General features: G+C 69.3%; 1 protein-coding gene (only partly in view). It reads right to left on the bottom strand.

From position 1 onward, the window contains the following. On the bottom strand, positions 1 to 20754 hold the beginning of the coding sequence (locus M8859_RS17905; protein WP_249644600.1) for a non-ribosomal peptide synthase/polyketide synthase. Its footprint begins 23265 nt before the window's first position; only the first 20754 of its 44019 coding nucleotides appear in the window; the start codon lies at positions 20752 to 20754; its stop codon lies off the left edge, out of view.

The following is a 20754-nucleotide window of genomic DNA, read 5'->3' as shown; positions in this document are numbered from 1 at the left end:
CGTCGGGTAGCCGATGTTCGCGGTCAACTTGTCGCCGACCACGATCGCGTTCACGTCCAGCGGCGCCATGGCGGGCATGTCGGCGTCGTAGGCGCCGCCCAGCGCGCCGAGTTCCGGCGCGGGGATCCAGCCGAAGCCGCGCAGCGACTCCGGCACGTCGCCTTCGGAGATGCGCCCGAGGTAGTTGAAGCTCACCTGGCCGGGCAGTTCGCGCGGCAGCTCGGCCGCGGTCTCGGCATTCAGGTAACGCAGCAGGCCGTAGCCGAGACCCTTGTCCGGCACGGAGAGCAACTGCTCCTTGACCGCCTTGACGGCCGCTCCGAGCGCGGGTCCGCCGGTGAACGCGGCGTCGATGTCGATGCCGGACAGGTCGAACCGGACCGGGTAGATCGAGGTGAACCAGCCGACGGTGCGCGACAGATCCGCACCCGGCACCACGTCTTCCTCGCGGCCGTGACCCTCCAGTCGGATCAGCAGCGAATCCTCGCCCCTGGCGGCCACCCGCCGCGCCCGCCACTTCGCGATGGCCAGCGCCAGCGCGGTGAGCAGGCCGTCGTTCACGCCGCCGTGGTACAGCGCCGGGACCGTGGTGAGCAGGGCCTTGGTGACTTCGGCGGACACCTCGACCTGAACCTTGGCGATGACGCCGGAGGTGTCGATCTCCGGATCCATCGGACGCTCGGTCAGCAGCGGATCGGCCGCGGCGACCACCGACCGCCAGTAGTCGAGCTCGGCCACCCGCTCGGGGCCGGCCGCCGCGCGCTCCAGCGCGTGCGCCCAGGCGCGCATCGAGGTGGCCGGGGCGACCAACTCGGGGGTCTGCCCCGCGATGCGCTGGCCCCAGGCCGTCACGAAGTCCGGCACCAGGATGCGCCAGGAGACGCCGTCCACCACCAGGTGGTGGGCGGCGACGATCAGGCGTCCGGCGCGCTCGGCGGAATCGGGTTCCAGCCAGACGAACCGGATGACCACGCCCGCCGCGGGATCGAGCCGGTCCAACGACTCGTCCAGTGCGGCCGAGGCGATCTCGACCAATTCGTCGGCGGTGGCGTTCGCGGCGAACTCGGTGCGGTCGATCAGCCCGTCCACATCCACCGTGCCCGGCGCGGCGGTCTCGACGATCCAATCGTCACCGTCCCGGCGCAGGCTCGCGCGCAGCATGTCGTGCCGGTCGATGACCGCCCCGACCGTCGCGGCGATGCCCTCCCGGTCGATGCCGACCGGCAGTTCCAGCGCCAGCGTCTGGTTGAAGCGGCCGAACGAGCCGCGCCGCTCGGCCATGAAGCGCACCACCGGCGTCAACGGCATGACGCCGATGCCGCCGCCCGGCGGCTCGGCCAGCGTCATGGCCGACGCCTCGGCCGCCTCGGTGGTTTCGGCGACGGCGGCCAAGCCGGCCACCGTGCGCTGCTCGAAGACGTGTCGCGGGGTGAACACCACGCCGCGCGCCTTGGCTCGCGACACCAACTGGATGGAGACGATGCTGTCGCCGCCGAGGGCGAAGAACGAGTCGTCCAAGCCGACTCGCTCCACGCCGAGTACTTCGGCGAAGACCTCGGCGACGATCTGCTCGACCGGGGTCGAGGGAGCACGGAACTCGCGTGCCTCGAATACCGGATCAGGCAACGCACGCCGATCCAACTTGCCGTTCGGGTTCAACGGCATAGCCTCGAGCACCACGATCGCCGCGGGCACCATGTAGGACGGCAGACGCGCGGCCAAGTGCGCACGCAGCGCCTCGACATCCACCGTCGCACCGCCCGCGGGAACCACGTAGCCGACCAGCTGGTCGCCCGTGCGCGCGTCGGAGCGCACCACCGCCACCGACTGCGCGACCGATTCGTGGGCGGTGAGCGCGGACTCGATCTCACCCAGCTCGATGCGCAAACCACGCAACTTCACCTGGAAATCGGTGCGGCCCAGGTATTCGATAGCACCAGTAGCGTCCCGGGCGACCAGGTCACCCGTGCGGTACATCCGCGCACCGGGCTCGCCGTACGGGTTGGCCACGAAACGATCCGCGGTCAGATCCGCGCGCCCGAAATAACCACGCGCCAGCTGATCACCCGCGAGATACAACTCACCCGCGACGTTCGCCGGCACCGGATGCAGGCGCGCGTCCAGCACGTAGGCCTGCGCATTCCACACCGGCAAACCGATCGGCACCGCACCATCCACCTGCTCGGCCACCCGGCCGTGCGTGGCATGCACAGTGAACTCCGTCGGACCGTACAAGTTGAACAGCGCGGCATCGCTCACCCGCCGGATAGCGACCACCGCATCAGCGGTCAACGCCTCACCGGCGACAAACAAAATCCGCAACGAAGCCAGCGCGTCCGCCTCCGCCGGGTCGATAGAACCCGCGAAAACCGTCAGCATCGACGGCACGAACGAGGTCATCGTCACCCGCTGCGCCGCGATCACCTCAGCCAGATACTGCGGGTCACGGTGCCCATCCGGGCTCGCCACCACGATCCGGCCCCCGGTGCTCAGCGGACCGAACAACTCCCACACCGACACATCGAAGGTGGCGGGCGTCTTGAACAGCACGACGTCCTCGACACCGATGCCGTACTCGCCGGTAATCCAACGAATCTGGTTCACAACCGCCGCATGCGGCACCGCCACACCCTTCGGGCGGCCGGTAGAACCAGAAGTGAAGATCACATACGCCGGATGCTGCGGACGCAGCGGCGCGATCCGCTCGGCATCGGTGACCGGCGCGTCCGAGTAACCGGACAGGTCCAGCTCATCAATGCTCAGCGTGGCGCGGCCCGCCCCGTCGAACCCATCAGCCGCAGTGGTCAGCACGCAGACCGGGTCAGCCGAATCCAGCACATACTGCACACGGTCAGCGGGCTGATCCAGATCCAACGGCACATAACCGCCCCCCGCGACATGCACCGCATACGCCGCCACAACCAAATCCACCGACCGGCGCATACCCAAAGCCACCAACGACTCCGGGCCCACACCCGCCTCGATCAAACGACGCGCCAACCGCCGCACACGAGCAGCCAAATCCGCATACGTCAACGACACACCAGCGGCAGGATCCACCACCGCAACCACATCCGGCGTCGCCGCGGCCTGCGCAGCGAACAACTCGACCAACGTGGTCGCCGGGCCGAGATCGCGGGCGGTGTCGTTCCAGCCACGCAACGCCTGCACGGTCTCGCCCTCATCCAGCAGCGCGATATCACCAACAGGACCATCCGGCTCCGCCACGACGGCCGCGAGCACGCGTTCCCAGCGGTCCACGATGCCCGCCGCGGTCGACTCGTCGAACAGGTCGGTGGCGTAGGTGAGCGTCAGAGCCATGGCGCCGGAACCTGCTTCACCACGCTCGGCGAGGGTGAACTGCAGGTCGAAGCGCGCGACGTTCTCGTCCAGGTCCAGCGCGGACACCGACAGGCCGGGCAGTTCCAGGGTGGTGCGCTCCAGGTTCTGGAATGCCAGCATCACCTGGAACAGCGGGTGGCGGGCCTGCGAGCGCTCCGGCGCGAGCAGTTCCACCAACCGCTCGAACGGCACGTCGGCGTTGCCGTAGGCGTCCAGGTCGGTGCGGCGCACCCGGTCGAGCAGATCGGCGAAGCGGTCACCAGCGTCCACTTCGGCCCGCAGCACCAGCGTGTTGACGAACATGCCGACCAGGTCGTCGAGCGCGGCCTCGCCGCGGCCCGCGATCGGGGTGCCGACCGCGACGTCGTCGCTGCCGGACAGGCGCGACAGCAGCACCGCCAGCGCGCCGTGCATCACCATGAACAGCGACGCACCGCGCTGCCGCGCGAGTTCCTCCAGTGCGGCGACCAGGTCGCCGGACAGCTCGCGATGCAGCGTCGCGCCACGGTAGGAGGCGACGGCCGGACGCGGGCGGTCGGTGGGCAGGGTCAGCTCGTCGGGAACGCCGTCGAGCGCGCGCCGCCAGTACGCGACCTGCTTCGCCAGCAGCGAGTCGGGATCGTCCTCGGAGCCGAGGATCTCGCGCTGCCACACCGCGAAGTCGGCGTACTGCACCGTCAGCGGCGCCCAGCCGGGAGCGCTGCCGGTGCTGCGCGCGGTGTAGGCGGCCATCACGTCGCGGGTCAGCGGGCTCATCGAGAAGCCGTCGGCCGCGATGTGGTGCACCACCACGACGAGCACGTGCTCCTCCGGCCCGGCCGTGTACAGCCGGGTGCGCAGCGGAACCTCTTCGGCCACATCGAATCCGGTGGTGACGAACTCGGTCACCGCCTCGACCAGCCGCGCCGGGTCCACCGCCACGGGATGCAGATCCAGGACGATGTCCTCGGCGGGCACGATCACCTGGACCGGGGTGCCGCCGTGCTCGGGGTAGCGGGTGCGCAGTGACTCGTGCCTGCGCACCACATCGGCCAGCGCCAACCGCAGCGCCTCGACGTCCAGCGCGCCGGTGAGCCGTATGGCAATCGGCACGTTGTAGGCCGCCGACGCGGTGTCGTACTTGTTCAGGAACCACATGCGCTGCTGCGCGAACGACAGCGGCACCAGCTCGTCGGCCGCGCGCTCACGCGCGACCAGGCGGGCGCGCGCCGCGCCGTCGGCGTGCGATTCCACCCGCGCGGCGAGCGCTTCCACGGTGGAGGCCTCGAACAGAGTGCGCACCGCGACGGTCGTACCGAGCGCGGCGCCGATGCGGGCGACCACCCTGGTCGCGACCAGCGAGTTGCCGCCGAGGTCGAAGAAGTCGTCGTCCACGCCGACCCGCTCCAGGCCGAGCACGTCGGCGAACACCGCTGCCACGGTTTCCTGCACGGGGGTCACCGGCGCGCGGAAGGCACGCGACTGCGCCGTCGGGGCGGGCAGCGCACGGCGGTCCAGCTTCCCGTTGACGGTCAACGGGATCCATTCCAGCCGCACCACGGCCGAAGGCACCATGTAGGCGGGCAGTTGCTCGGCGGCGCCGTCGCGGACCGCGTCGAGCGCCGGCTCGACGCCCGGCTCGGACACCACGTAGGCGACGATCCGCTGATCGCCGGGCTGGTCCTCGCGCACGATGACCGCGGCCTGGGCGATGCCGGGCTGGGCGAGGATCGCGGATTCGATCTCGCCGAGTTCGATGCGGAAGCCGCGCACCTTCACCTGGTCGTCGGCGCGGCCGAGGTATTCCAGCTCGCCGAAGCGGTTCCAGCGCGCGAGGTCACCGGAGCGATACAGGCGCCCGCCCGGCGCGTCGCCCATCGGATCGGCGACGAAGCGGGTGGCCGACAGATCGGGACGGCCGAGATAGCCACGAGCCAATTGCCGGCCCGCCACGTACATCTCCCCCGCGACGCCGACCGGCACCGGGCGCAGCCTGTTGTCGAGCACATACACCCGCAGACCGGCGATCGCGCGGCCGACCACGCTACCGGAGGCGGCGGCGATGGTCGCGGCGTCCAGGGCGCGGTAGGACACGTGCACCGTGGTCTCGGTGATGCCGTACATGTTGACCAGCAGCGGCCCGTCCCCGGACGTCGCGCCGGTGCCGTCGCCGTGGCGCGCCACCCAATCCGAGAGCCTGCGCAGCTCCAGCGCCTCACCGCCGAACACCACGTAGCGCAGCGCCAGCGGCGCGACATCGGGCGCGGCGTTCCGGTCGGCTTCGGCCAGTTGGTAGAACGCCGACGGGGTCTGGTTGAGCACCGTGACGCGTTCGGCACGCAGCAGTTCCAGGAACTGCTCCGGCGAGCGCGAGGTGTAGTAGTCGACCACGACGAGGGTGCCGCCGAACAGCAGCGGGCCCCACAGTTCCCACACCGAGAAGTCGAAGGCGTAGCTGTGGAACAACGTCCACACATCGTCGGGACCGAAACCGAAGTCGCGGTCGGTATTCGCGAACAACCGCACCACGTTGCGGTGCGCGACCGCGACGCCCTTCGGGCGGCCGGTCGAGCCGGAGGTGTAGATCACATACGCGACATTGTCCGGCGTGAGCGCGGCGTTGCGGTCGGCATCCGCAATCGGGGCGTCGTCGGCGTCCTCGACATTGCCGGCCTCCACCGCGAACCCGTCCAGCACGACAGCGGGCAGCCCAGCGGGCACCTCGACCTGCACCGTGGAGTCGAGCACCACACTCGTGGGCCGGGAATCGGCGAGCACGTAGGCGATGCGCTCAGCCGGATAGGTCGGGTCCACCGGCACATAACCCGCACCGGTCTTCACCACAGCCAGCAACGCGACCACGAGGTCCAGCGACCGCGGCAAAATCACCGCGACCAGCCTCTCCGGTCCCGCGCCGTCACTGATCAACCTGCGCGCCAGTACATTCGCGCGCCGATCCAACTCGGCATAGCTCAGCGTCTCCACGCCGAAGCGGGCCGCGACCCGGTTCGGGTGCGCGGCAACAGCCGCGTCGAACAACCCGACCAGCGTGATGTCCGGATCGGCGAACACACCCGCGACGCTCTCGGCCCCGGAGGACACCCAGCGCTGCGACACATCCAGCCGCTCGCCCTCGCCGAGCAGATCGATGTCGCCGATAGCAACCTGCGGATCGTCGACAACCTCGCACAGAACGCGCACAAAACGATCAGCGAACGCAGCCACCGTCTCCGAATCGAACAGCTCGGTCGCGTAGTTCCACGACAGCGCCAAGCCGCCATCGGCGGACTCGCCGACGGTGAGCTGCACGTCGAACTTCGCGGTGCCCGGGTCGAATTCGACGGCGGCGACTTCGAGGCCGCCGGGCAGCGCGACCGTGCCGAGCTCGGCCGCCGAAGCGGCCTCGAAGGTCAGCGCGATCTGGAAGAGCGGGTGGTGCGCCTGCGAGCGGGCCGGGCTGAGCACATCGACCAGCCGCTCGAACGGCACGTCGGCGTTGGCGAAGGCGGCCAGATCGGTGCGGCGCACCTGGTCGAGCAGCTCACCGAAGGCGACGGCCGGATCGACTTCGCTGCGCAGCACCAGCGTGTTGACGAACATGCCGACGACATCGTCGAGCGCGCGTTCGCCACGGCCCGCGATCGGCGTGCCGATCGCGACATCGGTGCTGCCCGACAGTCGGCCCGCCCACACGGCCAGCGCTGCGTGCACGACCATGAACAGCGTCACGCCGCGGGCGCGCGCCAGCTCCGACAGCGCCTCGTGCACTTGCGCGTCGACCGAGAAGTCGTACGTGCCACCGGCATTGGAGGCGATCTCGGGCCGGGGCCGGTCGGCGGGCAGCTCGGTCTGGTCGGGCAGGTCGCGCAGTTGCTCGGTCCAGTAGGCGATCTGCCGGGCCGCGACGGAGTCCGCGTCGTCCTCGGCGCCGAGCACGTCGCGCTGCCACAGCGCGTAGTCGGCGTACTGCACCTTCAGCGGGGCCCAGGACGGGACCTCGCCGCGTGCGCGCTCGGTGTAGGCCAGCACGACATCGCGCAGCAACGGCCGCAGTGAGAAGCCGTCGGCGCTGATGTGGTGCATGACCAGCACCGCCACGTGGTCGGTCGGCGACAGCGCGAGCAGGCTCGCCCGGAACGGGATCTCGGCGGTGACGTCGAACCCGACACCGACCAGCTCCAGGATCCGCGCGGGCAGCTCCTCGGCCGCGACGGATTCGGCGACCAGGTCGAAGGCGACCTCACCCACCGGCAGGACACGCTGGTAACCGGTGCCCTCCACCTCGGGGTAGATCGTGCGCAGCGCCTCGTGCCGCGCGAGCACGTCGCCGATGGCCGCGCCGAGCGCGGCGACGTCCAGCTCACCGGTCAGCCGCAGGGCCACCGGGATGTTGTTCACCGCGGTGCGGTTGTCGAACCGGTTGAGGAACCACATCCGTTGCTGGGCGAGCGAGAGCGGCACCAGCTCGGGACGCTCCTGCGCGACCAGGGGCGTCCGTCCGCCCTGTCCGGCGGCCGATTCCACCTTCGCCGCCAGCGCGACCACGGTGGACGCCTCGAACAGCGTGCGCACCGGGACCTGACTGTTCAGGGCCTCGCCCAGCCGTGCGGCCACCTGAGTGGCGACCAGCGAGTTACCGCCCAGCTCGAAGAAGTCGTCGTCCAGGCCGACCCGCTCCACACCGAGCACCTCGGCGAAGGTCTGGGCCACGATCTCCTGCACCGGCGTCGCGGGTGCGCGGAACACCTTGGCCTCGAAGACCGGCTCCGGCAGCGCCTTGCGGTCCAGCTTGCCGGAGGCGTTCAGCGGGAATTCGTCCAGCACCACGTAGGCGGCGGGCACCATGTACCCGGGCAGCCGCGTGCCGAGCTCGGCCTTGACCGCCTCGACGTCCACCACCCGGTCCGGGTCCGTCACCAGGTAGGCGACCAGCTGGTCCCCGGTCCGCTCGTCGGTGCGCACCACGACCACCGCCTGCGCCACCGATTCCAGCGCGGTCAGCGCCGACTCGATCTCACCCAGTTCGATGCGCAGACCGCGTACCTTGACCTGGAAGTCGGTGCGGCCCAGGTACTCCAGCTCACCGTCTTCGGTCCAGGCCACCAGGTCACCGGTGCGGTACATGCGCGCACCGTCACCGAACGGGCTGGCGACGAACCGCTCGGTGGTCAGGTCGGGCCGGGTGACATACCCGTAGGCCAGCTGCGCGCCGGCCAGATACAGCTCGCCGGGCACACCGACCGGAACCGGCCGCAGGCGCGAATCCAGCACGTACACCTGCGTGTTGAACACCGGGGCACCGATCGGCACGGTCACGGTGTCGGCGTCGTCGACCTCGTGGAAGGTCACCTCGACACCGGCCTCGGTGGGGCCGTACAGGTTGTGCAGGCGCGCGCCGGTGAGTTCGCGCATGCGCTGCGCGGTCACCGCGGGAAGGCCCTCACCGGAAGCGAAGACGTTACGCAGGCCGACACATTCGGCCGCGCGCGGTTCCACCACGAACAGCGACATCATCGACGGCACGAAGTGCGCCGTGGTGATCCGCTCCTCGATGATCAGCTGCGCCAGGTAGGCGGGGTCGCGGTGACCGTCCGGCTTGGCGATCACCAGCCGGGCGCCAACCTGCAAGGGCCAGAAGAACTCCCACACCGACACGTCGAATGTGGCCGGGGTCTTCTGCAGCACTACGTCGTCGACAGCCAGGCCGTACTGGGCATGGCCCCATACCAGGCGGTTGACGATGGCCGCGTGCGAAACCGCCACACCCTTCGGACGACCGGTCGATCCCGACGTGAAGATGACGTACGCGGTGTTGCCGGTGCGCAGCGGCCGGTGCCGGTCCGCGTCGGTGACCGGCTCGGCGGAGTATCCGGACAGATCCAGCTCATCGATGCGCACCTGGCGGGCCAGCGTGACGTCCAGGTCCGCGCCGGAGGTCAGCACGCAGACCGGTCGGGCGGTGTCCAGGATGTGCTCGATGCGCTCGGCCGGGTGATCCGGGTCGAGCGGCACGTAGGCGCCGCCCGCGACGGTCACCGCGTACATGCCGACCAGCAGGTCGAGCGAGCGGCGCATGCCCAGGGCCACATAGGATTCGGGGCCGACACCGTTCTGCTTGAGCCAGCGCGCCAGGCGGTGCACCCGACTCGCGAACTCGGCGTAGGACAGACTCGTCCCCTCGAAGGTGAGCGCGATCGCGTCCGGCGTGCGCGCCACCTGCGCCTCGAACAGCGAGACCAGCGTCGCGGCGGCGTCGCCGACCGGCGAGGTGAGTGCGGCCTCGACCGGGAATTCGGTGTCGTTCCACCGCTCGATCACCAGCGAGCGCTCGGCGTGGTCCAGCAGGTCGATGTCGCCGAGGACGACCGAAGGATCGGCGGCGACGCCGCGCAGCACACGCACGAAGCGCGCGGCGAACGCGTCCGCGAACGCGCCGTCGAACAGATCGGTGGCGTAGACGAGTTCGGCGTCCATCGCCGATGCGGCGCCGGGCACCTCGCTGAGGGTGAGTTGCAGGTCGAACTTCGCCGTCGGCTGGTCGATACCCAGTTCGGAGACGGTGAGGCCGGGCAGCTCCAGCGCGGTCCTGCCGAGGTTCTGGAACGACAGCATCACTTGGAACAGCGGATGGCGTGCCTGCGAGCGGGCCGGGTTGAGTACCTCGACCAGCCGCTCGAACGGGACGTCCGCATGCGCGAACGCCTGGAGGTCACGCTCGCGGACCTGGACGAGCAGGTCGGTGAACGACGTGGCGGTGTCCACCTGGGCACGCAGCACCAGGGTGTTGACGAACATGCCGACCAGATCATCGAGCGCCTGCTCACCGCGACCGGCGACCGGAATGCCGATGGCGATGTCGTCGGAGCCGCTCAACCGCGCCAACAGCGTGGCGAACGCGCTGTGCACCACCATGAACAGCGTGGTGCCGCTCGCGTGCGCGACCCGGTTCAGCTCGTCGATCAGCTCGCCCGGCACGCGGAAGCGGCGGGTGCCCGCCACGTAGGAGGCGACGGCGGGCCGCGGACGACCGGGCAGGCGCAGCTCGTCCGGCAGGCCGGCGAGCGCGCCGCGCCAGTAGTCGAGTTGCTCGGAGAGCAACGAGGTCGGATCGTCCTCCGAACCGAGTGTCTCCCGCTGCCACAGCGCGAAGTCCACGTACTGCACCGCCAGCGGCGGCCACCCCGGCTCGGACGCCGAGGTCCGCGCCATGTAGGCGGCCATGAGGTCACGCACCAACGGACGCATCGAGAAGCCGTCGGCCGCAATGTGGTGCACCACCACGACCAGGACGTGGTCGTCGGGAGCGAGCCGGTAGACGCGCATGCGCGTCGGCCGTTCGGTGGTCACGTCGAAGCCGCGTTCGACGAAGCCGTACAGCAACTCCAGCAACCGGCCCTCGGCCACCTCGACCACGTCCAGCTCAGGGATGGCCTTGGTCGCGGGCAGCACCCGCTGATAGGCGACACCTTCGCGTGACGGGTAGATGGTGCGCAGCGATTCGTGGCGCGCGATCACATCGGCGATCGCGCCGCGCAACGCGTCCACGTCCAAGGCGCCTTCCAACCGCACCGCGGCCGGGATGTTATAGGTCGCCGACGCCGCGCCCGGCGCGGCCGACCCGCTCCCGATGTCGAATCGGTTGAGGAACCATATGCGCTGCTGCGCCAGCGACAGCGGCGGATACTCGGGACGGACCTGTGCCGTGATCGCTTGGCGTGCACCGGTTCCCGCGTGCGACTCGACCCGCGCGGCCAACGCGCCGACGGTGGGCGCTTCGAACAGCGCGCGCACACCGATCTCGGTGTTCAGCGCAGCGCTGAGGCGGGCGGTCACCTGGGTGGCCACCAGCGAGTTGCCACCGAGCTCGAAGAAGTCGTCGTCCACGCCGACGCGCGGCACGCCGAGGAGCTCGGCGAAGACCTCCGCCACGATCTCCTCGATCGGGGTGGACGGGGCGCGGAACACTTTCGCCTCGAACACCGGCGCGGGCAGCGCCTTGCGATCGAGCTTGCCGGAGGCGTTCACCGGGAACGCGTCCAGCACGATCAGTGCGGCGGGGACCATGTAGCCCGGCAACACGGCGTCCAAGGCGGCCTTCACCTCGTCGGTGTCGACCGTCGTCTCCGGTTCCGCGACCAGGTAACCCACCAGTTGGTCACCCGCGTGCGCGTCGGAACGCAGTACCACCACCGATTGGGCGATACCCGGCTGCGCCAGCAGCGCGGCTTCGATCTCACCCAACTCGATACGCAGACCGCGCAGCTTCACCTGGAAGTCGGTGCGGCCCAAGTATTCCAGCTCGCCCTCGCCGGTCCAGGAGACGAGGTCGCCGGTGCGGTACATCCGGTCACCCGGCACGCCGTACGGATTGGCTACGAACCGATCCGCCGTCAGATCCGCACGGCCCAGATAGCCGAGCGCCAGCTGATCGCCCGCGAGATACAGCTCACCCGCGATACCCGGGGCCACCGGGTGCAGACGGCTGTCGAGCACGAAGACGCGGGTGTTCCACACCGGACGTCCGATCGGCACCGTCACCGTGTCCGCTTCCGTCGCTTCGTGATATGTCACGTCGACGGCGGCTTCGGTGGGTCCGTACAGGTTGTGCAGCCGGGCGCCGGTCAATTCACGCAGGCGTTGTGCCGTTTGCGCGGGCAGCGCCTCGCCGGAGGCGAAGACCTGCCGCAGCTGGGGCGCGGGCAGCCCGTCTCCGTTCCCGTTGCCGAGCGTCGAGACGAAGACCGAGAGCATCGACGGCACGAAATGCGCTGTGGTGATGTGCTTCTCGGTGATGATCTGGGACAGATACACCGGGTCGCGATGGCCGTCCGGGCGAGCGACGACCAGCCTGGCGCCGGTCTGCAACGGCCAGAAGAACTCCCACACCGACACGTCGAACGTGGCGGGCGTCTTCTGCAGCACCGCGTCCTGGGGACCGATGGGGTATTCGTGCTGCATCCACAGCAGCCGGTTGACGATCGCGGCGTGGCTGACCGCCACGCCCTTCGGGCGTCCGGTAGAACCGGACGTGAAGATGACGTACGCGATGTTCTCCGGCCGCAGCGGCTGGATGCGCTCCTCGTTGGTGATCGGCGCGCCGCCGGCCGCGGCGAAGCCGGGCAGCCCTTCGATGCCCTCCACGGAAAGCACCGTCACCTGCGGCTGCGGATCGAAGCCGAACCCGTCCGCGGAGCGGTACAGGATCATCCGCGGCCGCGCGGTCTCGATGATGTAGTTGACACGCTCGGCGGGCTGGTCCGGATCCAGCGGGACGTAGGCCGCGCCGGTCTGCACCACCGCGTACATCGCGACGACCAGTTCGGTCGAACGCCGGATCGCCAGCGCCACCAGCGATCCCGGGCCGACGCCCGCGCCGATCAATTGCCTTGCGATGCGGTTGGCCCGCTCGCTCAGCTCGCGGTAGGTCAGTCGCTCGTCTTCGAAGTCCAGCGCGATCGCGTCGGGGGTCGCCGCCACCTGCGCGTCGAACAGCGAGACCAGCGTCTCGGTGGGTACCGGGTGCGCGGTGTCGTTCCAGTCGATGAGCACCTGCGCCCGTTCGGTGGGCGCGATCAGGTCGATATCGCCGATCGGCAGGTTCGGATCGGCGGTCACCGCGGCGAGGACGCGATCGAGCCGCCTGGCGAACGCGGCGACGGTGGACTCGTCGAACAGATCCAGGGCGTAGGAGAACTCGGCCGACATACCCGCCGGGTCGCCCAGTTCGTCCTGGGTCTCCGAGAGAGTCAGCTGAAGGTCGAACTTGGCCAAGCCCGCGTCGTAATCGATGCCGTTGACCGAGAGACCCGGCAGCTCCAAGCTGGCCTGCCGAGTGTTCTGGAAGGTCAGCATCACCTGGAACAGCGGGTGACGCGCCTGCGAGCGGGCCGGGTTGAGCACCTCGACCAGCCGCTCGAACGGCACGTCGGCGTGCGCGAACGCGTGCAGGTCGGTCTCGCGGGCCCGGGCGAGCAGATCAGCGAAACTTGTCGCGCCGTCCACCTCGGTGCGCAACACCAGGGTGTTGACGAACATGCCGACCAGGTCGTCCAACGCTGCCTCACCGCGACCGGCAACCGGGGTACCGATCGCAATGTCGCTGATGCCGCTGGCTCGGGCCAGCAACACCGCCAGCGCGCTGTGCAGCACCATGAACAACGACGCGTTGTGCCTGCGACCCAACTCGATCAGGGCATGCTGGGTCTCGCCGGCGATCACGAACGGGTAGGTTCCACCGCGGTAGGAGGCAACGGCGGGGCGCGGCCGGTCGGTCGGCAAGGTCAATTCATCGGGTAGACCGGCCAGTTCGCGCGTCCAGTAGCGGATTTGCTTGGAAATCAGCGAACTCGGATCGTCTTCGGAACCTAGCACCTCGCGCTGCCACAGTGCGTAGTCAGCGTACTGCACTGGCAGCGCCGACCAGGCCGGCGCCTCCCACAATGTGCGGGCGGCGTAGGCCACCATGACGTCGCGGGCCAGTGGGCCCATCGACCAGCCGTCGGCCGAGATGTGGTGCACCACCATGCCGAGCACGTACTCGGTCTCGCTGATCTCGAACAGCCGGGCGTGCAGCGGCACTTCGCTGGTCACGTCGAACGCCATCGAGGCCAGCTCGACCAGGTGGTCGATCAGGTTGTGCTCGGTCACCGGCACCGGGGTCAGATCTGGCACGATCTGCGCGGCGTCCAGCACCACCTGAACTGGGCCGGTCTTGGTCTCCGGGAACACGGTCCGCAGCGACTCGTGCCGGTCGATCACGTCGATGACCGCGACCTGCAACGCGGCGATGTCCAGATCCCCGGACAGCCGGATCGCGATCGGAATATTGTTGACCGCCGATGAGGTGTCGAAGCGGTTGAGGAACCACATACGCTGCTGTGCCAGCGACAGCGGCACCTGCTCCGGACGCTGCCGCGCGATCAGCGCCTTCCTCGCGCCGTCACCGACATGCGACTCCACTCGCGCTGCCAGCGCCGCGACGGTGGAAGCCTCGAACAGCATCCGCACCGGCACCCTGGTGTCCAGCGCGATGCCGAGGCGGGAGGCGACCTGGGTAGCGATCAGCGAGTTGCCGCCGAGGTCGAAGAAGTCGTCGTCCACGCCCACCCGAGAGATGCTCAGCACCTCACCGAAGATCTGCGCGACTATCTCCTCGATCGGGGTGGTTGGAGCGCGGAATTCGCGCACCTCGAACACCGGGGCGGGCAGCGCTTTGCGGTCCAGCTTGCCGTGAACCGTCAGCGGGATTCGCTCTAGCGCGATCAGCACAGAGGGCACCATGTAGGCGGGCAACGAACCCGACAAGCTTTCACGCACCGCGTTGACATCCAGCAGCGTCCCGTCGGGCACGATGTACCCGACGATCCGATTGCCGAGCCGCTCGTCCGTGTACACGCTCACAACCGCGTCCGCGACCGACTTATGCGCAACCAGTGCGGCCTGGATCTCGCCGAGTTCGATGCGGAAGCCGCGCACCTTCACCTGGTCGTCGGCGCGGCCGAGGTATTCCAGCTCGCCGAAGCGGTTCCAGCGCGCGAGGTCACCGGAGCGATACAGGCGCCCGCCCGGCGCGTCGCCCATCGGATCGGCGACGAAGCGGGTGGCCGACAGATCGGGACGGCCGAGATAGCCACGAGCCAATTGCCGGCCCGCCACGTACATCTCCCCCGCGACGCCGACCGGCACCGGGCGCAGCCTGTTGTCGAGCACATACACCCGCAGACCGGCGATCGCGCGGCCGACCACGCTACCGGAGGCGGCGGCGATGGTCGCGGCGTCCAGGGCGCGGTAGGACACGTGCACCGTGGTCTCGGTGATGCCGTACATGTTGACCAGCAGCGGCCCGTCCCCGGACGTCGCGCCGGTGCCGTCGCCGTGGCGCGCCACCCAATCCGAGAGCCTGCGCAGCTCCAGCGCCTCACCGCCGAACACCACGTAGCGCAGCGCCAGCGGCGCGACATCGGGCGCGGCGTTCCGGTCGGCTTCGGCCAGTTGGTAGAACGCCGACGGGGTCTGGTTGAGCACCGTGACGCGTTCGGCACGCAGCAGTTCCAGGAACTGCTCCGGCGAGCGCGAGGTGTAGTAGTCGACCACGACGAGGGTGCCGCCGAACAGCAGCGGGCCCCACAGTTCCCACACCGAGAAGTCGAAGGCGTAGCTGTGGAACAACGTCCACACATCGTCGGGACCGAAACCGAAGTCGCGGTCGGTATTCGCGAACAACCGCACCACGTTGCGGTGCGCGACCGCGACGCCCTTCGGGCGGCCGGTCGAGCCGGAGGTGTAGATCACATACGCGACATTGTCCGGCGTGAGCGCGGCGTTGCGGTCGGCATCCGCAATCGGGGCGTCGTCGGCGTCCTCGACATTGCCGGCCTCCACCGCGAACCCGTCCAGCACGACAGCGGGCAGCCCAGCGGGCACCTCGACCTGCACCGTGGAGTCGAGCACCACACTCGTGGGCCGGGAATCGGCGAGCACGTAGGCGATGCGCTCAGCCGGATAGGTCGGGTCCACCGGCACATAACCCGCACCGGTCTTCACCACAGCCAGCAACGCGACCACGAGGTCCAGCGACCGCGGCAAAATCACCGCGACCAGCCTCTCCGGTCCCGCGCCGTCACTGATCAACCTGCGCGCCAGTACATTCGCGCGCCGATCCAACTCGGCATAGCTCAGCGTCTCCACGCCGAAGCGGGCCGCGACCCGGTTCGGGTGCGCGGCAACAGCCGCGTCGAACAACCCGACCAGCGTGATGTCCGGATCGGCGAACACACCCGCGACGCTCTCGGCCCCGGAGGACACCCAGCGCTGCGACACATCCAGCCGCTCGCCCTCGCCGAGCAGATCGATGTCGCCGATAGCAACCTGCGGATCGTCGACAACCTCGCACAGAACGCGCACAAAACGATCAGCGAACGCAGCCACCGTCTCCGAATCGAACAGCTCGGTCGCGTAGGAGACGACCGCGCCCATGCCCGCGGGCTCGCCGTTCGCGCCCCGCTCCTCGGTGACCGTCCACTGCAGGTCGAACTTGGCGATGTCGACCTCGAGCTCGTCGGCGGTGACCGACAGCCCGGGCAGTTCCAGGGTCGCGTGCGACATCTCTTGGAACGACAGCATCACCTGGAACAACGGGTGACGCGCCTGCGAGCGGGTCGGATTGAGCACGTCCACCAGCCGCTCGAACGGCACGTCGGCGAACGCGAACGCGGCCAGATCGGCTTCTCTGGTGCGGTCGAGGAACTCGGCGAACGGCTCGCTGCCGTCCACCTCCGAACGCAGCACGAGAGTGTTGACGAACATGCCGATCAGGTCGTCGAGCGCCTGCTCGCCACGTCCGGCGACGGGGGTACCGATCGCGATGTCGCTGGTGCCGGACAGCCTGGCCAGCAGGACGGCCAGCGAGGCGTGCACGACCATGAACAGGCTGACGCCTCGAGCGCGGGCCAGCGCGGCCAGCCGCCGGTGCAGCTCGGCGTCGATATCGAAGCTCACCCGGCTGCCGTGGAAACTCTGCACCGGCGGGCGCGGACGGTCCGCCGGCAGGTCGAGCTGATCCGGCAGGCCGGCCAGCGCCCTGCGCCAGTAGGCGATCTCGCGCGCCGCCATGGACGCGGGATCGGCCTCCGCGCCGAGCAATTCGCGCTGCCAGACGCTGTAGTCCTGGTACTGCACCGGCAGCGGCGCCCAGCGGGGGGCCTCGCCCGCGGCGCGGGACAGGTAGGCGGCCGAGACGTCGCGCGCCAGCGGGCCGAAGGAGAAGCCGTCGGCCGCGATGTGATGCACGACGAACGCCACCGCGTAGTCGGCGACGCCGTTGCTACTCCCGCCGGTGACCGCGAACACCCGCACGCGAATCGGCAGCTCACGCGAAACATCGAAACCGCGCGAGGCGAATTCAGCGAGCGCGCCGTGCAATTCGGCCTCATCGATGGGCTGCACCGCGATGCCGAGGTCGACCTGGTCGACCGGCAGCACCTGCTGGTAGCCTCCGCCGTCGCCGGATTCGGGGAAGATCGTGCGCAGCGACTGCTGCCGCTGCACCACGTCCAGCAGCGCTGACTGCAACGCCTCCAGGTCCACCTGGCCGCGCAACCGCACCACGAACGGCAGGTTGTAGGTCGGCACGGTCGGGTCGAACTGGTTGATGAACCACATGCGCTGCTGCGCCGGCGACAACGGCACCCGTTCCGGGAGCTGCTGGGCCACCAGCGGCGGACGCGATTCCCCGACAGGTACGGCGTTCTCCGCGCGCGCCGCGATACCGGCGACGGTCGGGGTCTCGAACAGCGCGCGCACCCCGATCTGGGTGCCGAAGGCCGCGCCGATGCGCGCCACCACCTGGGTGGCGACCAGCGAATTGCCGCCCAGATCGAAGAAGTTGTCATCGATGCCGATGCGGTCCTGGCTGAGCACGTCGGCGAAGATCCCCGCCACGATCTGCTCGGCCTGGGTACGCGGCGCGCGGAAACCGCCCGCGTCGGCGGTGAACACCGGCTCGGGCAGGGCCTTGCGGTCCAGCTTGCCGCTGGTGTTGAGCGGGAAGGCGTCCAGCACCATGATCGAGGCGGGCACCATGTAGCTGGGCAGCTTCTCGGCGGCGAACCTGGTCAGCTCCACCGGGTCCACGGTGTGGCCGGGAGCCGGGACGACGTAGGCCACCAGCTGCTGACCGGTCGCCGTGTCGACGACCAGCACCACGGCTTGGCTGACCGCGGGATGGGCGAGCAGATCGGTCTCGATCTCCCCCAGCTCGATGCGCTGGCCGCGGAACTTGACCTGGAAGTCGGTGCGGCCGATGTATTCCAGCGTGCCCGCTTCGTTCCACCGCACCAGGTCGCCGGTGCGGTACATCCGCTCGCCGTCGCTCGACAGCGGGTTGGCGACGAAGCGGTCCGACGTCAGGTCGGGACGGCCTCGGTAGCCGCGGGCGAGCTGGCGTCCGCCGAGGTACAGCTCGCCGGGCGCGCCGATCGCGGCCGGACGCAGCCGCGAATCCAGCACGTAGACCTGAACGTTCCACTCCGGGATGCCGATCGGCACGGTCACCGTGTCGGCGGCCGTGGCCTCCCAGTAGGTCACCGAAACGGCGGCCTCGGTGGGGCCGTACAGGTTGTGCAGCCCGGCGTCGGTGATCGCGCGGAAGCCCGCGGCGGTCTCCGGCGGCAACGCCTCGCCGATCACGAAGACCGCGCGCAGCGTGGCGCATTGGGCCTGCGTGGCGTGCGCGACGAATACCGTGAGCATGGACGGGACGAAGTCGGTCACGGTGACCCCGTGCCGGGAGATCATCTCCGCCACGTACAGCGGGTCGCGGTGCCCGTCCGGCGACGCGATGACCAGTTTCGCGCCCACCAGCAGCGGCAGGAAGTAGCCCCACAGCGACACGTCGAACGTGGTCGCGGTCTTCTGCAGGTACACGTCCGCCGCGGTCAGCCGGTACTCGTCGAGCATCCACAGCTGCTGGTTGACGATCGCGCGGTGGGTGACCGCCACGCCCTTCGGGCGGCCGGTCGATCCCGAGGTGTAGATGACGTAGGCGGTGTTGTCCGGGCGCAGCGGCGCCAGGCGGTCGGCGTCGGTGACCGGGGCGGGCGAGTACGCCGAGGTGTCCAGGGTGTCGATCTCCACCCGGCGCACCGACTCCGGCAGCTCCAACTCGTCGGCCGACAGCGTCAGCACGCACACCGGCGCGGCGCTGTCGAGGATGTAGGCGGTGCGCTCGGCCGGGTGATCCGGATCGATCGGCACGTAGGCGCCACCGGCTTTCAGCACCGCGTGCATGCCGATCACCAGCTCCAGTGAGCGGCGCATGCCCAGCGCGACCAGCGATTCCGGGCCGACGCCGTCGGCGATCAGGAAACGGGCCAGCCGGTTGACCCGCTCGTCGAACTCCGCGTAGGTCAGCGTCGCGCCCTCGAAGTCGAGCGCGATGTTGTCCGGGGTCAGCGGCATCTGCGCGTCCAGCAGCGCCGCGAGCGTGGTATCCGGGACGTCCTGCTCGGAGTCGTTCCACTCCAGCAGCGTGCGGTCGCGTTCGTCGGCGGTGGCGACCGGCAGGTCCCACACCGTGTCGTCCACGCCTGCGGCGAGGAAGCGGTCGAAGAACTCGAGGAAGCGGCTGTGGTGGCGGCGCGCCTCGGCCTCGGTGTAGAGGTTGGGGTTGGTCTCGAAGTCGATGTGCGAGCGGGTGCCCGCGACCGACTGGTAGAAGTTGACGCCCAGGTCCTCGATGCTGCCGGTGGACAGCACACTGAGCCGGCCGACCATCGGGCCCATCACAAGCTCGTTGTGGAACAGCATGATATTGACCCACGGTCCGAAGAACTCCGTGGTCACCACACCGTCACCGGCCGCGTCACGGCGGATGTCCTCGTGCCGGTAGCGCTGGTGGCGCAGTGCGCCGGAGACCTCGACCTGCACCTGCTTGAGCAGCTCGGACACTGTCGTGCCGTGGCCCACGTGCAGCCGCAGCGGCACGATGTTCGACGAGACGCCGCCTGAGCGGCGCATGGCAGCGGTGGTGCGCGCGGTCACCGGCAGGCTGAGGATGACGTCCTCGACGCCGTTCCACTGCGCCAAGTACGCGGCGAAGCCCGCGAGCAACAGACCGGCGGGCGAGGAATCGTACCGTGCGACGGCCGCATCCAGCTGGACGTTCTGCTCGTCCGACAGGGCGGCGCTCACGACGCCGTTGATCGCGGCAGGCGGCGCGGAACGGCCCGTAAGGCTGGTGCCTCCCTCCAGCCCTTTCACACGTTGCGCCCAGTACTCCTTGTCGGTGACGAAGCGGGAGCTTTCGCGGTAGGCGATCTCCTGCTCGTAGAGCGTGCGCAGGTCGGTCGCTTTGGATGGAGCGGGTTCGGTGGCGTTGACATAGGCCGTGTACAGCTCGGCGATCCGGTTCACGTATGTCATCGAGCCGAAGCCGTCGATCGCGATGTGATGCGCCCGCGAATACCAGTACCAGCGGTCGTCGGCCAGGCGCAGCGCGGCGGTCTTGATCAGACGGTCGGCGGTCAGGTCCAGCGGATGGCTGTACTCCGCGCGCATCCATGCCAGCGCAGCCGCGTCCGGATCACCAGCGCCACGGAGGTCGACATACTCGAGCTGACGGGCCTCGGCGATGCTGCTGTCGACGAACTGCAATGGTTCACCATCGCGCTCGGTGATGCGCAAGAAGAGCGAACCCAGTTCGTGTGAGGCCTGGATGATCGCGCGTTCGAGACTATCCAGATCCAGGTCGCCGTGCAGGTCGACGTACTGCGCGATTGTGACCGGCACCTGCGGGTCGACATGCTGCGCGTACCAGATACCCCGCTGAGCGGGAGACAACGGGAAAGCGCCGGACAACCCGGGTTCTACCCCGGAACCCGCGTGTGCCCGTTCGCCACCAGTTTCGCCGTTTCCGCCGAAATCCAGCCGGTCCAA

This window comes from Nocardia sputi (genome assembly GCF_023501985.1).
The sequence above is the reverse complement of the archived record's forward strand: the minus strand, read 5'-3'. Positions and strand labels throughout refer to the sequence as shown.